Raw genomic sequence first — 17,693 nt, 5'->3', positions numbered from 1 at the left:
GATAATGATTATCACTATTGATTCTTTAAATAATATAATTTTATATAGGTGTATTGTCAATAGTAATTTTGATTGTAAATTTTGCGGAAACAGGTTATATTTTATTGAGAATGATAATCAATGACTGATAGCTGAGGAGTGGGCACGAATGAATCGAGAAGAATTGTTTGATGTAACTGTGATAGGCGGAGGACCTGCAGGGCTTTATTCAGCTTTTTATAGTGGACTCAGAGAGATGAAAACGAAAATAATAGAATTTCAGCCACAGTTAGGTGGAAAAATACATGTTTATCCGGAAAAAATGATTTGGGATATTGGCGGATTGTTACCGGTTACTGGTGAGAAATTAATTGAGCAACTTGTACAACAAGGATTAACATTTCAGCCTGAAGTTGTATTGAATACAAAAATAGAATCAATTATTCGTAATGAAGAGGGTATTTTTACGTTGAAAACAAGCTCTGGGGAAGAACATTTTTCAAAAACAGTGATCGTCGCAACTGGGAGTGGTATATTGAATCCACAAAAGTTATCAATTGAAGGTGCGGAGAGATTCGAAGTCTCAAATTTAAATTATACAGTTAAATCGTTAAAACGTTTCAAAGATAAAACGGTAATTATTTCAGGCGGAGGGAACTCTGCAATTGATTGGGCGAACGAATTAGAACCAATCGCGAAAAAAGTTTATTTAACATATAGAAAAGAAGAATTATCTGGTCATGAAGCACAAGTAAAACAACTTATGAACAGTTCGGCGGAGTGCTTCTTTAATACATCGATTACAAAATTAATTGCTGGTGATAATCATGAGGCAATTGAATATGTAGAATTAACGAATCATGAGACAGGTGAAGTTTCTCATTTACCTATTGATGAAGTTATTATTAATCATGGATATGAACGTGACATTACATTATTGGAAAATAGTGAGCTAGATGTCGCTATTGTTGATAATTATTATATTGCAGGGAATGCAAATAGTGAGTCCTCGGTAGACGGATTATATGCCGCTGGAGATATTTTAAAGCATGACGGAAAATTACATTTAATCGCAGGAGCGTTCCAAGATGCTGGAAATGCTGTGAATAAAGCGAAACAATTTATTCAACCTGATGCAAGTGAGTACGGAATGGTTTCTTCTCATAATGAAGTATTTAAGAAGAGAAATCGAGAATTGATAAAGCAGATGATGAAATAATAAAGGAACAAGTATACCCCCATTTACTTCTCTATTCGCATGGACGAGAGAGGTAAATGGGGGTTTTCCTGTTTATTATATCTTCAATCATTATCATGACACCGGTTTCATTAGTTCATGTGACATGAACGTTTTATTTGTAATCTCTTTAGAAAACAATGAATCTAGGTTTGGTTTATGCGGTCCCTTTTGCCTGTTCATTAGGGAATGGAATATTTTGTATAGAAATAATATATTGTTTTCCATGTTGTCGAGCTAATGATTCTAATATTTGGCGAACACGTTTTGTAAGATGACCTTGTTTTTTTATAGCCTCACAATATGCGTCATAGAACACGTATTTAGCCCAAAGGAAATCATCTTGTTGGAACAAGAAATGATTTTTGTACCATTCACCAATTGTATGGTAGCAATTGCTTTCATGTACTGCTGCACTTTGTGAAAGAATACGATCGGATAAAGACTTAGATAGATGAGAAATTGTGTTTTCTGTTTCAACTCGTAATGTTTTTTCTAACATTGTAATGATGTGACGAGTAGCCATATGTTAACTCTCCTTTGTGTAAATGGGTAATACCATTCTATATTTTAAAAAGATACTTACTATACTATTATACAATATATGGAATGCATCTACCTGCTTTTTGATTCGCATTTACAAAATCTTTTTTATTTGTTTACAAAAATAAAGTAAGATACAGTATATATATGAAAAAACAATAAAGGAATGAACACATTGTATATAACGATAGAAGAGGCTGCGGAGTATTTGAAATTACCAAAATCGTATGTTGAAGACTTAATTCAGCAAAAGAAAGTTCGTGCATTGTTTGATGGAGAGCAATATTTAATAAACAAGGAACAGTTTAATACACATTTAGAACAAATGGAGAAATATAAGCAGTTAGTGGAAGAAATATTAAACGAACCAATTCCAGAAGATATGGATGTTAAAGACGAAGATTAAATTTATGAAAAGATCCCGTAATAAGGTATACAGGAATGTATCTTATTACGGGATCTTTTTATATTAAGGGATGAAAAAGTCATCCAAAATCCTAGATTTACTTTAAGTGAAAGAAAGTAAATGTGGCGATTGCTATATCTCATGTTTCTACTCTGATGATGATAATTTTGTCGATGTATTACGTGACTTGAAGTATAAGTGGGTAAAAATTAACCGTGGTGGACCAGAGTGTGTAGAAGGCTTATTAAGTGAAGTACATGATGAATGTATAACACTAGTAAATGGTGATGAAGTTATTTACGTGATTATTTATCATATTAAGAGTGTGAGTCAAGTAGTTAAATGTAAAAAGAATGAAGAAGAATAATGTTTGATAAATAAGAGGGGCATTATGATTGGAAGTGAAGAACGATTTCTTATATCGATACAATTATGTTGCGATATAAGAAAAGGAATTCCTTACTATTAAAAGATGAAACATTGCCCCTGATTATTTTTTAGAAATAGAAGACAGGAAAAGTAGTATTTCATAGGAAGGAGGATGTAGATGAATGAATTAAACAAGAGCATTGGGGAAAATATGTACGTTAAATTAATCGGTGAAAAAAGATTTAAAGGTGTATTAATTGATGTAGGAAATGATATTGTTGTTCTCTACAATGGACAAGACTATGTATATATATCTTTATATCATGTCCAATATTATAAGTTTTTAAGAGAGCATGATGAAGAAATATTAAAGCCAGATGTGGACTCTGTAATTAAGAGGGAATCACCTTCAATTTCTTTGAGAAAAGTATTAAGCACATCTAAAGGGATCTTTACAGAAATTTATGTGGCAGGCAATGCTCCAATACACGGTTATGTTACAAGTGTAATGAATGATTATATTGTTTTTTATAGCCCAGTTTATAAAACGGTATATATATCTTTAAAGCATTTGAAATGGTGAATTCCTTATAAAGAGAATCAAGTACCTTATGCCCTCAATAAAAATGAACTCCCCGTAAATCCATTAAATATTACTTTAGCTAGAACATTTGAAGAACAGCTTATTAAAATGGCTGGGAAAATTATGGTGTTTGATTTAGGTGAGGAATCTAACAAAATCGGAAAGATGGCGAAAATTGATGAAGGACATATTGAAATATTAAAAGCACGTGACGCAAAAATGTATGTGAATATTCAACATGTGAAATCTGTCCATTGTCCGTAGGCTAGTTTAAAGGGCTGGCTTTTTCTTTTATGTATGCGGAAGAAAAGGTCGAGCCTATTTGTTTACCGCTATTTGGATATGAGGGGAAAGTGAATTGAATATATAAGTATGGTACTGTTTTTTACCTATGAAGAGATAACCCTGTGTGAAATTATAAAAAATCTGTACGAGCTATCTTTTGGTGTATTCAATTCATTTTTGAGGAAGTACTGCTCAATTAATCTATTAAAGGGGTTTTGTTTGTGGAGCAGTTTCCAAATTCTTTTTCTATTACATTACTTGGAAGTGCTGGTGGAGCAGCAAAAGCAGTGTTAGCAATTTTAAATCAAGCGGTAGTAAATGAAAGAGATCCAATTTATGAAGTGATAAAAAATGTGGATTTGCATTTGGTGGATATAAAACAAAAAGATAAGAGTTATTATGATGAGTTGTTTCCAAATTTGAAAGATCAGTTTTTTTTATATGAAATAAATCTTCAAGATGTGATCAGATTTAAACAGCATTTAAAAGAAAAAAGAACGAAGGTTGTTATTGATGTTTCAGGTGCAGATACGATTAGGGTACTGAGTTGTTGTAATGAACTTGGCATTTGTTATATTAATTCGGCTTTGGAAAATGAGGTGGTAGATCAAGACGATAGTTTACTTGGTTTTCAGCTTACGGAAAGGTATACGAGGTTTGAGAAGGAGAAAGAAACATTTACAAATACAAGAGCAATTATAGGCTCAGGTATGAATCCAGGTGTTGTTCAATGGATGGTTGTTGAGCTTATGGAAGAACGTCCAAATGAAAAACCAAGAGCATGTTATATTGTAGAACATGATAATTCATTTTTGAATGATAAAGAGCTTATAAAACCTCGTACACTTTATGCATCATGGGCAGTTGAGCGTTTTCTTGATGAAGCGATATGGAGTTATCCTATGTATATGAGTCAACATCGTTCACTTTACTTTTATGAGGATGTATATGCTTCAGAGTATAAAGTGAAGTTAGGAGAAAAAGAATTTTATGGTTGCTTAATGCCGCATGAGGAAGTCTTAATTTTAGGGAAAACTTTTAATATGGAAGTTGGTTTTCTTTATCGAATTAATGAATATACAACAAATTTAATTAGACAAAACTTAGATAAAGTAGAAGATTTATGGAATTGGAATCGTAAAGTATTTAATCCCGCAGAAGAAGAGATTACGGGAGAGGACTTAGTTGGTGTGCTACTCGTATATGAAAATAGCGAGACATACATGTATAATGTAATGAATAGTAGTCAAGTTTTTCAAAAGTATAAAACAAATGCAACTTACTTCCAAGTAGGATGTGGGATTTATGCGGGCTTGTGTAGTTTACTTTTAGATACCTTTGGACAAGGTGCTTATTATGTAGAAGAATTATTATTAAATACTGAAAGTAAGTATGGGGAATATTTAAATTTATATATGAAGGATTTTGTAATAGGGCATAATAATTTTACAGATGGATTGCTACATGATAGGGTAAGGTGGCTATAAATTGTGACTGAAAAGGAAGGAGTTGTGTCTCCTTCCTTTTCGTATTAGAAGGTTACATATTGCCCTGAAAGCAATTTCATATTTATAATTTAAAGAGATAATAGTTGAAATGTTTATTGGGGATTGATCAAGAGGAGTTTTTATATGAACAAATTCAAGAGCTTGATTTATGAAGAAAGAGAAGCTTTAAAAGTATTTATATTATTATTCTATATTATATTCTTTTTATATGACGCTATATATTATTTTATGTATCCCGCCATGAATATTAATGGGACAGAGATAGGGTGGCCAAAAGGTAGCCTTGGGATAGGTGTATATATATTTGTAATAGCATTATTTCCTATTTCGATATATCTTCAAAAAAGAGGCTATGTATACTCTGTAAAATATTTATTTTTATTGGGGTACATGTTTATCAACCTTATTAATAATTTAATGATTTATTTGCGAACGGATAGGGCTTTTGAACATGGTAGTATGGTAGAAATGTTATTAATTTTATTTGCACCGGTTTTCGTGAATAGAAAATATTTTTATTTAGTTTCCTTTAGTGTAATTGGAAAGTACATATTTTTCACATTGATATTAAAAGATTTAAAAGTTGTGATTCCGCTTGTTTTATGTATATTCTATTTCATTATTTCACATTCTTTGTTAAAACGATTTCAATCTTATGTAAGAACCGTTGTTGAAATGATGAACAATATGAAAGAGACGGAAAATTTGGCTGTTATTGGTACAATGTCTACAACAATTGCTCACGAAATTCGAAATCCATTAACAGCTTTAAAAGGATTTACACAAATCCAAAAAGAAAGAAATCCTGCTGATGCGATGAGTTATGAAATTATGTTACAAGAAATTGAGAGGATTAATGGATTCGTTAGTGAATTGATGTTATTAGGAAAACCCAAACCAATTAATTATGAATGGTGTAATATACGAGAAATCCTTTTATATGTTGTGCAGTTAATGGAAAGTTATGCGGCTCAATATAAAGTGAAACTCCACTTGCAAGTAGATGGAAATTTACCCGATATAAATGGCGATGATAAGCAATTGAAACAAGTGTTGTTAAACATTATCAAAAATGGAATCGAATCGATGCCAGAAGGTGGAGACATTCATATTTGTGTATTCAAAAAAGCTGGAGATAATTTGTGTATTTCTGTCGAAGATCAAGGTTTTGGTATAGAGAATGAGAAAATAGAAAAAATCGGAAAGGCATTCTATACAACAAAAGAGAATGGTACAGGCCTTGGGTTAATGATTACATATAAAATTATTGAGGAACATCAAGGGAGTATCGCGATTCAAAGTAGTATGGGCGTAGGAACGAAATTCGAAATTTATTTACCAACAGTGTAGTACATTAGAAGAAATTATTTTTCAGAAAAGTTTTCTTGTTGTGTAAATATAAACATTTTATAAAATGTTTAAAGAAGGGTTTTTTTTATAAAACACTTCGTTTATAATGGAGGAAAATATCGACACGCAGCTTTTGGCTCGTGTAACGGTTCGGTAGTGTTAAGAAAAGAAAAGAAGGGGTGCACGCGCATCCTTTTTTCTATGCAGATATGATGAAAGGGGTGGTATGATGGAATTAACACTAAATTCAACTGTATGTTTACACACAATTCAATTTCGAAAAGAGCAAAAGAATTATATTGTAAAAGATACGATTACAGGAGAGACATATGAAATGCCGCCACTTTGGATTGATGCACTAGCAATGATGCGTGACGGTTTTTTATTGGGAGAAATTGAGGAGAAATTAAAAGAAGAATATCCAGCAGAAGAAGTAAATATGCTAACATTTACGAGGCAACTGTTAGAGCTAGAACTTGTCGGAATGGTAGATGGAGAAGAGATAGCTTGTACAAAGAAGAAAGATAAAGATTATTTAGCTTGGATACGTCCAAGGGTGGAACAATTCTTTCTTAACTTAAATAAAAAATATAAAAGCAAAGGTCAAAAGTGATCTTTGCTTTTTTAGTGCAATACAAAATAGGTATTCACCCAAATAAAGATTTTCGCATATTGTAGCTTATGTAAGTAGAATGCTGCGAAGGAGTGAGTGCAGTGACAGGGAATGTATTGAATTATTATGCCGGTGGAAATACAGCTAGAGGATTTCACAGCTTATACGAAGAGAATTTGAAGGGGCTAGACAGGTTGTTTATTTTAAAGGGAGGCCCAGGAACGGGAAAATCTTCTTTAATAAAGGCAATAGGACGTGAATGGGTTGATAAAGGGTATAATATTGAATTTTTACATTGTTCTTCTGACAATAAATCAGTTGATGGTGTGATTATTCCAAAATTAAAAGTAGGGATTGTTGACGGTACATCACCGCACGTTATTGAACCGAAAATGCCTGGGGTTGTTGAAGAGTATATAAATTTAGGCGTTGCTTGGGACTCAGGTAAATTAAGAAAGCAAAAAGTAGAGATTGAACGATTCGTTTCAGAAGCGAGTAAAGCCTTTCAAGCAGCTTACGGGTGTTTTAAAGAGGCGCTGGAAATACATGATGAGTGGGAGAAAATATATATTAGTAACATTGATTTTAATAAAGCAAACGAATTAACAGATCAGCTTATACAGAAACTATTTACAGATAAAAGTGGAAAAAAATCGATTGTGAAACATCGATTCCTAGGAGCTGCTACACCGAAAGGAGCAGTTGATTTCGTTCCTAATTTAACAGAAGGGCTCCCGCATCGCTATTTTATAAAAGGTCGCCCGGGTTCTGGAAAATCAACCATGCTTAAAAAATTAGCAAAGGCAGCAGAAGAAAAAGGATTTGAAGTAGAAGTATATCATTGTGGATTTGATCCAAATAGTCTCGATATGATTATCGTAAGAGAATTGGGATTTGCAATTTTTGATAGCACAGCACCGCATGAATACTTTCCAAATCGCGTGGGTGATGAGGTTATTGATATGTATGATCTCATTGTTACACCAGGGACAGATGAGAAGTATGCTACGGAAATTCGTGATGTATCAATTCGGTATAAAACAAAAATGAATGAGGCGATGTCCTGCTTAGCAAAAGCGAAATCAGTCCGTGATAAATTAGAACGAATTTATATTGCTGCTATGGACTATTCAAAAGTGGATGCATATAAAGAGGAGATTCAAAAAGAATTTGAACGTATTGCGGCTACTGTAATGGAAAAGAAACAATAGGTGCTTTATTGAGCTGTCAGAAATTGTCTGACAGCTGTTTTAGTATGTAGTAAAATTAGTCGTATATTTGTCGAATTTCCAAGGAAATAATCAAAAAATGGGGATGGTATGAAATGAGAGAAAAAATTGAATTAGAGTTAGAAAGAATTGAAAAAGAGAATGATGTGAAAATTTTATTTGCAGTGGAATCAGGGAGTCGGGCGTGGGGGTTTCCATCGAAAGATAGTGATTATGATGTTAGGTTTGTTTATGTACACCCGGTAGAATGGTATTTATCAATCAATGATAAGCGTGATGTAATCGAATATCCAATTAGCGATGATTTAGACATAAGTGGTTGGGATATGAAAAAGGCTTTGAAACTGTTTGCAAAGTCAAATCCAGCGTTACTCGAATGGATTCGATCGCCGATTTTTTATTCGAAAAACTCGAACCTTCCAGAACAGCTTCAGCAAATGAGTGAAAAGGATTTTGATCCGAAAGCAACGATATATCATTACTTACATATGGCTTCAAAAAACTATCGTGAATTTTTACAAGGTGAAAATGTAAAGTTGAAAAAGTACTTTTATGTACTACGTCCTCTTTTAGCCTGTAAATGGCTAGAAGAGAAAGAGACATTGCCTCCAGTAGAATTTGACCGGTTAATTACGGAACTATCAGTAGAGCGTAGTGTATTGAATGAAATTGAAAAGCTGCTAATAAAGAAAAAAGCAGGTACTGAATTAGATATTGGATTGAAAATTAATGTGTTGAATCAATTTTTAGGGGAACAAATTAATTATTATCAACAATATGTGAGAGGAATTGAAAAGGTATCAGGGATTGATATAGAGAACTTAAATACATTATTTCGAAATATGTTGTTTGAAGTATATGAAAAAGAGCACAAATAAGTTTGTGCTCTTCTTTATTTTCTACTCGTTATCAACCCGTTTTAATGGTTGATCTGCTGGACCTTCCATAACATCCCCATCAATTGAAAAACGAGAACCGTGGCAAGGACAATCCCAAGTACAATCACCGTTGTTCCATTCAACTTCACAGCCAAGGTGTGTACAAGTCGTATCGACGATATGTAATTTTCCTTCCTTATCTTTATAGGCACCTGCTCGTTTACCGTTGACATGTACAACAGATCCCTCGCCAACTTCAAGATCTTCTGGTTTACGTAATGCAGTTTCAATTTTCCCTTCAATTAAATGTTTAGCAACATCAATGTTCTGAGAGAGGAATGTTTTTATATCTGGGTTTGCATGAAAGCGTGATGGTGCAAACAGCTCTTTATATGGGCTGTGGACTTTTAGAATGGAGTCCTTCAGTAAATGAGCTGCAGCAGTTCCTGTTGTCATTCCCCATTTGCGATATCCAGTTGCAACAAATATATTTGGATTTCTTTCGTTAATATGTCCGATATAAGGGAGTTTATCTAGAGTAATTAAATCTTGTGCTGACCATCTATAGGGAACTTCATCTACTCCAAAAGTTGCTGCAGCAAAAGAATAGAGTGCTTCATAATGAAGCATCGTATTTATTCCTTGTCCTGTTTTATGACTTTCTCCACCAATCAAAATCAACTTTTCTCCATTGTTTGTTATATAGCGTAAGGAGCGTTTTGGATCATCAATACTTAAATACATGCCACCTGGATAATCCGTTTTTGTTTTTATTGCAAGAGCATAGGAGCGTTCTGCGTACATTCGCGTAAAGAAAAAGCTATTGGCATCATAAAAAGGAAAATGTGAACAAGAGACAACATATTCACAAGTGATGCGATGGCCCTCCTTTGTAATTACTTGTGGATAATCTCCCTTTTCCACATCCATAGCTGTTGTTTGTTCATAGACCTTTCCGCCCATCTCCACAAACTTTTCTAAAAGTATTTTCAAATAAAGGAGGGGATGGAATTGTGCTTGATTTTTCATTACAAGTGCAGATTGTACGGGAATAGGAATCGATAGAGATTGAACATAGTCACAAGGTATATTTAATTTTTGATAAGCTTCATATTCTTTCGATAAATTTCTTAATCCGTTATCAGTAGTTGTATATAAATATGAATCTTCATTTGAGAAATTACAGTCGATTTTATATGTTTGCACAGTGTCATTTATGAATTGTAGAGCATGATTATTTGAATCGTAGTAAAGCCCGGCCTTTTCAACACCGAAATGAGTTATTAATTCGTCGTAAATAAGATCATGTTGTGCTGTTACTTTCGCTGTTGTATGTCCAGTCGTCCCGTTTAAAATAAGGCCAGAATCAATTAACACAACGTCGATGCCTTCTTTCGCGAGTAAATAGGCGGTAGTAATACCTGTAATACCAGCACCGATAACAGCAACTTTCGTCTTTATATTTTCGGATAAACGAGGGAAAGTAGGAAACGGAGTAGAGTCAATCCAATAAGATAATGGCAATTGTGGAAATGTATCACTTGTCATTGCGGAAACCTCCTGATTTTAGAACAATTTTCCTTTTAATATTTCCAGATTATATGGAATTCATGTATGTTGTTTTAGTAGCATCCTATTTTTATTAAAAGAAAGATAAAATTATTTTAATATAATTATTTTGTTGGGGCAGTATGAGGAAGTAGGATTTATATAAAGCTAAATTTAAGTGATTCCATTTGTGGATTACATAGAGAGTTCTTGAATAAGGTAGAGTCTATGGAGTTTAATTGGATGTATATGTATAGCGGATAAAGCCTTGTGAAACCTATACTTTTTCTTTAGCGCAATAAAGTGTAATTATAAAAATATAACCAACTTTTATTACTAGGTCATAAAAGTTGTTGACAATATAGAAATTCTATTGTTATGATTCATCATGTGGAAAGGTTGATAGAGAGTAAAAAGAGAAATGTTTTTCATTGATAATAAAAGCGAAAAATAAGTGACGATAGAGTGAGTATATTTTCCTTATAATAAATGCTTTTTGGATCACCTAGTAAGATCAATCTGGAAGCAAGAATTAATATATGCAAGTTGCGCAGGGCGCGGCATAAGAAAGGGGCAAAAGGATGAAGGAGCTTCATACGTTTGGGTGGTATGCAGCACGTGTATCACCACATTTGCCGAAAAAAGCATTTAAACCAGTGCCTACTCGTTTATTTGGTGGACTGGCTTATTTACTTGTGGCATTAGCGGGGTTAATAGCGATTGGTGTATTTGAATTGAATATGTGGGCAAATCTAGGAATTGCGATTGTTCTTGGATTATGTTTTGCTTCACTTGGGTTTTTAGGGCATGAAATTTTACATGGAACAGTTGTAAGAAAGGCATGGCTTCGTGATTTCTTAGGCGCGATAGCATTTATGCCATTATCAACTGGCCCAAAACTTTGGAGAAAGTGGCATAATGCAACGCATCATGTTCACACACAGCATGAAGAGAATGATCCAGATGCATGGCCAACATTTGAGAAACTGAAAAAGAGTAAGTTTTTGAGTTGGGTATATCGCATGCCTCTTCATGTACGTTCATTCTTCAGTTTTCTGTCACTAACAATTCAATTTACGTTACATTCGACTCGAATGTTCTTTCATTTTATAAAAGAATTTAAGTCATCCAACCAAAAATCTGTATGGCTACAACTTCTTTTGCCCTGGACAGTTTGGATTAGTTTATTGTTTATTATGGGACCTGCAAAGTGGTTCTTTGCATACGTGATTCCGTTGTTAATTGCTAACTTTATTGTAATGGCATATATTGCAACAAATCACCGCTTAAATCCAATAGTTCCAGTAAATGATCCGTTAGCAAACTGTTTATCAGTAACAGTGCCGCGCTGGGTAGACGTTTTACATTTCAATTTCTCATACCATACGGAACATCATCTGTTTCCTGCTATGAGTTCTAAATACTATCCATTAGTAAAAGATAAAATTAAAGAAATGTGGCCGGAACGCTATCACGAAATGCCGATGACAAAAGCACTGGCAGCACTTTGGAATACACCACGTGTGTATTATCACGGAAGTGAATTAGTTGATCCGCATAGGGAGCATTTCTATGGTTCTTTAGGAAATGGATTGGATCCTCATAATATTTCATATCGTGAGGAACATATAGAGGAAAAAGAGACTATAAAAAAAGTACATCAATAATGGATATATTTTACGATGAAAAAGCAAGCTCTCTTAGAGCTTGCTTTTTGTTATAAAGAAACTTCTTTCTTGTTTTTTGTCTTGACGTGGACAGAGTTATTTTCTTTCCGTTGTAGTCGTTTTTCTAAAAGGTTAACAAAATAAGTAAACAGAAGAACAAGTACGAGATAATATAAACCAACGATTATGTATGTATCTAATTGTTGGAAGTTACCTGCAGCAATGGATAAACCGGATCCCCATAATTCGGACAGTCCTACGTAAGCGACAAGTGAAGAATCTTTTAATCCAATAATAAATTGGTTTCCTAGAGGAGGAAGAGATAGACGAAATGCTTGTGGTAATATAATCCGGCGCATCGCTAAAGGGTAAGGCATCCCTAAAGAGCGAGCAGCTTCTAATTGTCCCCGGTCAACGGATTGAATTGATCCGCGGAAAATTTCGGTAATATATGCACCGTTATGAATTGCTAAAGCAATTGCTCCTGCCCAAAAAGGGGTAAACACAATAACGGATGTAATCCCAAAATAGAGAATGGCAATTTGAACAATTAAAGGTGTACCACGAATAATGGCGATGTATACATGAGCAATACTATTTAAAACCTTATTGTTAGAGATTCGAAAGAAAGCGACTAGTAATCCAATTAGTGAACCGAGTAATAGGGATGTTAGTGTTAATTGTAATGTGACAATAGTAGCTTTTAAGAGTGTGGGATAGGTAGAAATAAATATTTCAAACATATGTGTCACCTCATATTGTATAGATTTTAGTAGGGAATGAAATGCCCCACATAAAGTGAAATTGTAATCAGTGGGGGTGTTCATCCCCCACTGATTATTAGCCTTCACCAATCGGGCATGTACAGGCAGTTGATCTCCCACCTAATTTCTTTGCTTTACAACCAAATTTTGAGGTGGGAGTTTTACTACCCGCAAATAGAGAGATAAAAAGTGGGGCATAATCTATGAAATCTCTGAATAGCCAACTTACTTTGTTTTTGCCTCTTCCCCAAGAATATTGCGCCCAAACCATTTTTTACTAATCTTTTCATACGTGCCGTCTTTAATGATTTCATCTAGCGCTTTATTTACCTTTTCGACCATGTCTTTATTGTCTTTATGAATAGCAATTCCCATCTCATCAAGGTTTAACGGTTTTCCAGCTTCTTTTATATTAGATTTACCTTCTTTAATCATACGAAGACCAACCATTTGATCAGTAATAACTGCGTCTACACGTCCTGGTTCTAAGTCCATAAGTGCAGTAATATCACTATCATATTCTGTAATTTGATCTGTATATTTTGCAATAAGAGTTTTGAAAGTACTTGCTTTTACAACACCTATTTTTTTACCTTTCAAGTCCTCTGGAGAAGAGATAGATGTATTCTTTTTAGCTACAAAAATTTGTGCACCAGAGCGATAATATGGATTTGAGAAATTCACGGCTTTTAATCGTTCTTCTGTAATTGCCATACTTCCTAATATCACATCATATTTTTTTGATTGTAGACCTTGAATCAATGTTTCCCAAGGATTTGTAACAGGAACAGGTTTCATTCCCATCTTTTTCGCGAGAGCTTCACCTATTTCTACATCAAAACCGACAAGTTTCCCGTCATTTTCTTTATAGTTAAAAGGTTTGTATAAACCACTCATCGCATAACGAAATTCTTTTTCACCATTAGATGAAGTGGTAGAGCTTTCCTTACTACATGCTCCTAGTATGAAGGATGTACATAATGTAATAATCGCAACAATGGTTAATAGTTTTCTTTTCATAAAACCCCTCCTATATATTGATCATACGGATTGTTTTCAATATGTTATGGAGATATTTTATTTGGACAATTAGTTGTGCCCCGTATGAATGCATTTCTTTATGTTTTGAACAGAAGTTACATTATAAAACGTTGCGTAAAAATTGCTTTGCCCGTTCATGCGATGGAGCGGAAAAAAATTGCGCTGGCGAAGCATCCTCTACAATTTTCCCGTCATCCATAAAGATGACGCGGTCAGCTACATCTCTTGCAAAATTCATTTCATGAGTAACAATGACCATTGTCATTCCTTCTTCAGCAAGTTCTTTCATAACTTGCAACACTTCTCCAACAAGTTCAGGGTCTAAAGCTGAAGTAGGTTCATCAAATAGCATAATTTTAGGATTCATGGCAAGAGCTCGTGCAATCGCAACTCGTTGTTTTTGACCACCGGAAAGGAGGTGGGGAGTTACATCTGCTTTATCTTGTAGGCCGACTTTTTGTAGGAGTTGATTTCCAATCTCCTTTGCATTTGCTGTCTCCAATTTTTTTACGTGAATAGGTGCTTCTATGATGTTTTCTAGTGAGGTCATATGAGGAAAGAGGTTAAAGTGCTGAAAAACCATACCGACATTTTCACGGACTTTGTTTAAATTTGAATGCTTTGGATCAATTCGCTCACCTTGTAAGTGAATTTCACCTTCATCGTACATTTCTAAAAAGTTAAGACAGCGAAGTAATGTACTTTTGCCGGAACCACTGGCACCGATTAAAACAACAACTTCTTTTTCTTTTACTTCTAAATCAATTCCTTTTAAAACATCAAGTGATCCGAATGATTTTACTAGATTTCGAACTTGAATCATACAAAACCCCCAGTCAAAAATGTATTTTACAAATGTTGCCCCTTATTTCTGTTATTAGTCATAAATTGTCAGAATCCTTTATTTTTTTCGTAGGATTTGATATTCAAAGAAATAATGATTTTTAAAATCCCTATATCTTTCTATAACGAAAATATGGATAATAATATATAGGTAGTACTTATATTGCTTATAAGAAGGGGGAAAGAAGAGATGGGAAAAGAAAGAAAAACATTTTCCTTTGGCTTGCGTATACAGCTTATGTTATTTACTACAGTTTTAGCTTTCATTACATATTCAACAAGTTTAATTTTCATTTACGTTATATATGATTATTTTCAAAGTTATGTAAGTCAAACTGTTTATAATATTATCGTTATGTTATTAGGTGTAGTATGGTCTGGAATTTTAGCGTATGGGGCAGCAATATTTTTAATTAAACCACTTCGGAAGTTGGAAGAAGCTGCAAGGAAAGCAGCTGAGGGTGATATTCGGGAGGATGTCCAATTGCCAAAGGCAGACGATGAAATTAAATCTTTAAGTGTTGCATTTAATATGATGCTAGGAAATTTAAGAGTAATGGTAAAAAATATCGATACTACATTTTCGTATACAAATAATCAAGTTCAGCGAATTAGAAAACAAACAGGTGAAGCGACAAAGCAAGCACAAGGTGTGTCTGAAACTCTTGCGGAGATTTCTTCCGGTGCCGAGCAATCAGCAGCATCGATACAAGCGATCGTTTCTACTGTTGATACAACGACTTCTATTGCAAATGAAGTAGAAGGAAAAGCAAAACAGTCTGACGAGTTGTCTTCAGAAATGGTTCAAGCTTTAGGTCAAAGTACACGTGTCTTCACTTCTTTAATTCAAGGTATTCAAACATTGGCGAGAGAAAATGAAGATTCGATGCAAAATGTACAGAAGTTAGAAGAACGAATGAAACAAGTTGAACATATTGTTTCTGTTGTGAGTGAGATTGCTAGCCAAACGAATTTATTAGCACTCAATGCTTCTATTGAGGCAGCTCGTGCTGGTGAACATGGAAGAGGTTTTGCAGTTGTAGCAGAAGAAGTACGTAAACTTGCTGATGAAAGTGATCATTCTGCCAGAAATATATCGCAATTATTACGGGATATGCAGGAAGAAGTGCAACAAGTCGCACTGAAAATGACAGAGCAAGTGAAAACAGCTAAAGAAGAGGCAAAACGAGGAGAAGCTACTGAATTAATTTTAAAAGAAATGTCATCAAGCATTATGGAAGTAGCCGATGTAACCAAGCAAATTAGTAGTTATATGAATGAACAAGTGAGTCACATTCATCAGACAGGAGCACAAACAAAAGCTGTAGCAGCAATTGCTGAGGAAACGTCAGCTGGTTCGCAAGAAGTGGCACGTGTGACTCTGCAACAATCTAAAAACATGGTGGTAATCGATCGATTATTAAAGGATTTAGAGAAGCAAGCAGCTGATTTGAAACAAACGATTGAACGATTTTCAATGTAAAAAGGAAGAACAGAATTCTGTTCTTCCTTTTTACATATGGAAAGGAGGGATGCTTTGTTGAAAACGAAAAACATTACAAGGGTCATATGCTGTCTTCACTTTACGCAACCTTTGAAAATTAGAGCCATAATAACTAGTTTGCCAATTTTTTATGTCGATATCGGGCCAATTGACATAGTCTCCTAGTGTGTAAGGTTCTAAGCTTTCCCGTAAATCTTTAACCCAGCGTATATTTCGGTTTTCTTCATCGTTGCGTTTCCAAGAAGTAATATATTCTTGAGCAATAATTGCCTTGCGGTGGAAATAAGCTGTTTCGTTAGGGGAAATGTTTTCTACAGCACCTACGAGTGATTGGTGCCAAATACTTGCATCTTTATTTGGTGCATGAGAAAGAAAATGTTGTAAGATTTGAATACCTTTAAGAGGGATAGGTTTATATACGTAGGAACCAGAGCGTTTAAATTTTTCAGGAATATTACCACCGTTAAAGAATTGAACAGCTTTTATATATGGAACTTCCTCAATAAAGCGAGAGGGATTACCGGTTTTAAGAAGAGGAGATAATAGATGATAGAGTTCAGAAGGAGAGCCGACAAATTCACCTTTCACCTCAATTTTATTTCGTTGTTTAGAGAATAATTCAATTGATGAAGTGAGACGTTCATCTATATAAGGTGCCCAGTTTTGCCAAGCTTGAAATGCAGCAACAAAGTCTTTCCATTCCCATGTAAGTGAGAAAATTGATACGTTTTTTATAGGGTGGACTCGAAAGGTTAAGGAAGTAACAATTCCGAAGTTTCCACCGCCACCACCACAGCATGCCCAAAACAGGTTAGGGTTTTCTCGTTCATTTGCGCGAATGATTTTTGCACCAAATTTTCCGCACGCTTGTACCATTTCGACTTCTACTAATTGATCACATGTTAGTCCAAATAAGCGTGAAAGCATGCCAATGCCACCGCCGAGTGTTAACCCCACAATTCCGACACTTGCACTTGTGCCAGCGGGTATTGTAACACCATATTTCCAAAGTTCTTTATAAACAGTTCCAAGATTTGCGCCAGCTTCAATGGTTGCTGTTAATTTTCCTGCACTAACCGTAATTTGCTTCATTTCACTCACATCAATAATAAGCCCGCCATTTAAAAGAGAGAAATTTTCGTAGCTATGACGTCTACTTCTTAAGCGAAATGATATATGACGCTCACGTGCCCATTTTAAGGCGTTACACACATCATTTTTATTTTGACAAAAAACAATAATACAAGGGAATTTTGGAATGCTTAAATTTAAATTTATCCGGGCTATGTCATACCCAGGATCCGAAGGAACGACGATACGACCAGTTAATTTTGTTTGTTTCAATT

15 protein-coding genes and 3 pseudogenes are annotated in these 17,693 nt (G+C 34.5%); 12 read left to right on the top strand and 6 right to left on the bottom strand.

The annotated features are described in order from the left end of the window. Positions 1 to 148: 148 nt before the first annotated feature. Positions 149 to 1,198: an NAD(P)/FAD-dependent oxidoreductase gene (locus FT637_RS21500; RefSeq protein ID WP_193648024.1), complete on the top strand. Its 1,050-nt coding sequence runs from the start codon at positions 149 to 151 to the stop codon at positions 1,196 to 1,198. Positions 1,199 to 1,373: 175 nt separating this feature from the next. Here FT637_RS21500 and FT637_RS21495 read toward each other — a convergent pair whose 3' ends face one another. Beyond that, on the bottom strand, positions 1,374 to 1,742 hold the full coding sequence (locus tag FT637_RS21495) for a hypothetical protein (protein ID WP_193648023.1): 369 nt from the start codon (positions 1,740 to 1,742) through the stop codon (positions 1,374 to 1,376). Positions 1,743 to 1,925: 183 nt separating this feature from the next. Between FT637_RS21495 and FT637_RS21490 the strand changes: the two genes are divergently transcribed. The 8 genes and pseudogenes from FT637_RS21490 to FT637_RS21455 all read left to right on the top strand — a co-directional run bounded on the left by FT637_RS21490 (position 1,926) and on the right by FT637_RS21455 (position 8,980). Then, the gene (locus FT637_RS21490; RefSeq protein WP_002010190.1) at positions 1,926 to 2,165 is read left to right on the top strand and encodes a helix-turn-helix domain-containing protein; all 240 of its coding nucleotides are present in this window, start codon (positions 1,926 to 1,928) and stop codon (positions 2,163 to 2,165) included. 106 nt (positions 2,166 to 2,271) lie between these two features. After that, positions 2,272 to 2,532: pseudogene (locus FT637_RS21485) on the top strand (spore coat protein); the annotation flags it as partial. Between the two features lie 180 nt (positions 2,533 to 2,712). Beyond that, a pseudogene (locus tag FT637_RS21480) lies at positions 2,713 to 3,381 on the top strand (DUF2642 domain-containing protein). Positions 3,382 to 3,623: 242 nt separating this feature from the next. Then, positions 3,624 to 4,889: an S-adenosylmethionine decarboxylase related protein gene (locus tag FT637_RS21475; protein WP_193648022.1), complete on the top strand. Its 1,266-nt coding sequence runs from the start codon at positions 3,624 to 3,626 to the stop codon at positions 4,887 to 4,889. Between the two features lie 144 nt (positions 4,890 to 5,033). Next, positions 5,034 to 6,260, top strand: coding sequence for an ATP-binding protein (locus FT637_RS21470; protein ID WP_193648021.1), 1,227 nt, complete (start codon positions 5,034 to 5,036; stop codon positions 6,258 to 6,260). Positions 6,261 to 6,489: 229 nt separating this feature from the next. Next, complete coding sequence (locus FT637_RS21465) at positions 6,490 to 6,873, top strand: hypothetical protein (protein ID WP_193648020.1); 384 nt, start codon at positions 6,490 to 6,492, stop codon at positions 6,871 to 6,873. A gap of 92 nt (positions 6,874 to 6,965) precedes the next feature. Continuing rightward, a complete protein-coding gene (locus tag FT637_RS21460; protein WP_193648019.1) occupies positions 6,966 to 8,084 on the top strand; it encodes a PRK06851 family protein in 1,119 nt (372 codons plus the stop codon). Between the two features lie 113 nt (positions 8,085 to 8,197). Then, a complete protein-coding gene (locus FT637_RS21455; protein WP_193648018.1) occupies positions 8,198 to 8,980 on the top strand; it encodes a nucleotidyltransferase domain-containing protein in 783 nt (260 codons plus the stop codon). Positions 8,981 to 9,001: 21 nt separating this feature from the next. Here FT637_RS21455 and FT637_RS21450 read toward each other — a convergent pair whose 3' ends face one another. Beyond that, positions 9,002 to 10,528, bottom strand: a complete 1,527-nt coding sequence (locus FT637_RS21450; protein ID WP_193648017.1) for an FAD-dependent oxidoreductase — start codon at positions 10,526 to 10,528, stop codon at positions 9,002 to 9,004. Between the two features lie 581 nt (positions 10,529 to 11,109). Here FT637_RS21450 and FT637_RS21445 point away from each other — a divergent pair. After that, complete coding sequence (locus FT637_RS21445; protein WP_193648016.1) at positions 11,110 to 12,195, top strand: fatty acid desaturase family protein; 1,086 nt, start codon at positions 11,110 to 11,112, stop codon at positions 12,193 to 12,195. A 50-nt stretch (positions 12,196 to 12,245) separates the two neighbouring features. Here FT637_RS21445 and FT637_RS21440 read toward each other — a convergent pair whose 3' ends face one another. From FT637_RS21440 to FT637_RS21430, 3 genes are all read right to left on the bottom strand, one after another. Continuing rightward, on the bottom strand, positions 12,246 to 12,938 hold the full coding sequence (locus FT637_RS21440; protein ID WP_193648015.1) for an amino acid ABC transporter permease: 693 nt from the start codon (positions 12,936 to 12,938) through the stop codon (positions 12,246 to 12,248). Positions 12,939 to 13,184: 246 nt separating this feature from the next. Further along, the gene (locus FT637_RS21435) at positions 13,185 to 13,979 is read right to left on the bottom strand and encodes an ABC transporter substrate-binding protein (protein ID WP_193648014.1); all 795 of its coding nucleotides are present in this window, start codon (positions 13,977 to 13,979) and stop codon (positions 13,185 to 13,187) included. A gap of 121 nt (positions 13,980 to 14,100) precedes the next feature. Then, positions 14,101 to 14,823, bottom strand: coding sequence for an amino acid ABC transporter ATP-binding protein (locus FT637_RS21430; RefSeq protein WP_193648013.1), 723 nt, complete (start codon positions 14,821 to 14,823; stop codon positions 14,101 to 14,103). A 210-nt stretch (positions 14,824 to 15,033) separates the two neighbouring features. On the opposite strand from FT637_RS21430, the pseudogene FT637_RS30670 reads away from it, so the two are divergent. Together FT637_RS30670 and FT637_RS21425 are read left to right on the top strand one after the other, a co-directional pair. Further along, positions 15,034 to 15,384 (top strand): annotated as a pseudogene (locus FT637_RS30670) (HAMP domain-containing protein); the annotation flags it as partial. Beyond that, positions 15,376 to 16,326 (top strand): methyl-accepting chemotaxis protein, encoded by a 951-nt coding sequence (locus FT637_RS21425; protein ID WP_413773241.1) that lies wholly within the window; start codon positions 15,376 to 15,378, stop codon positions 16,324 to 16,326. The pseudogene FT637_RS30670 and the gene FT637_RS21425, both read left to right, overlap by 9 nt. A 30-nt stretch (positions 16,327 to 16,356) precedes the next feature. On the opposite strand, the gene FT637_RS21420 is transcribed toward FT637_RS21425, so the two are convergent. Next, positions 16,357 to 17,691: an FAD-binding oxidoreductase gene (locus FT637_RS21420; protein WP_193648011.1), complete on the bottom strand. Its 1,335-nt coding sequence runs from the start codon at positions 17,689 to 17,691 to the stop codon at positions 16,357 to 16,359. Positions 17,692 to 17,693: the final 2 nt, after the last annotated feature.

Origin of the sequence: Bacillus cereus (assembly GCF_015071065.1) — a bacterium.
Taxonomy (GTDB): Bacteria; Bacillota; Bacilli; order Bacillales; family Bacillaceae_G; genus Bacillus_A; species Bacillus_A cereus_BA.
This window is presented reverse-complemented; position numbering and strand designations above follow the sequence as displayed.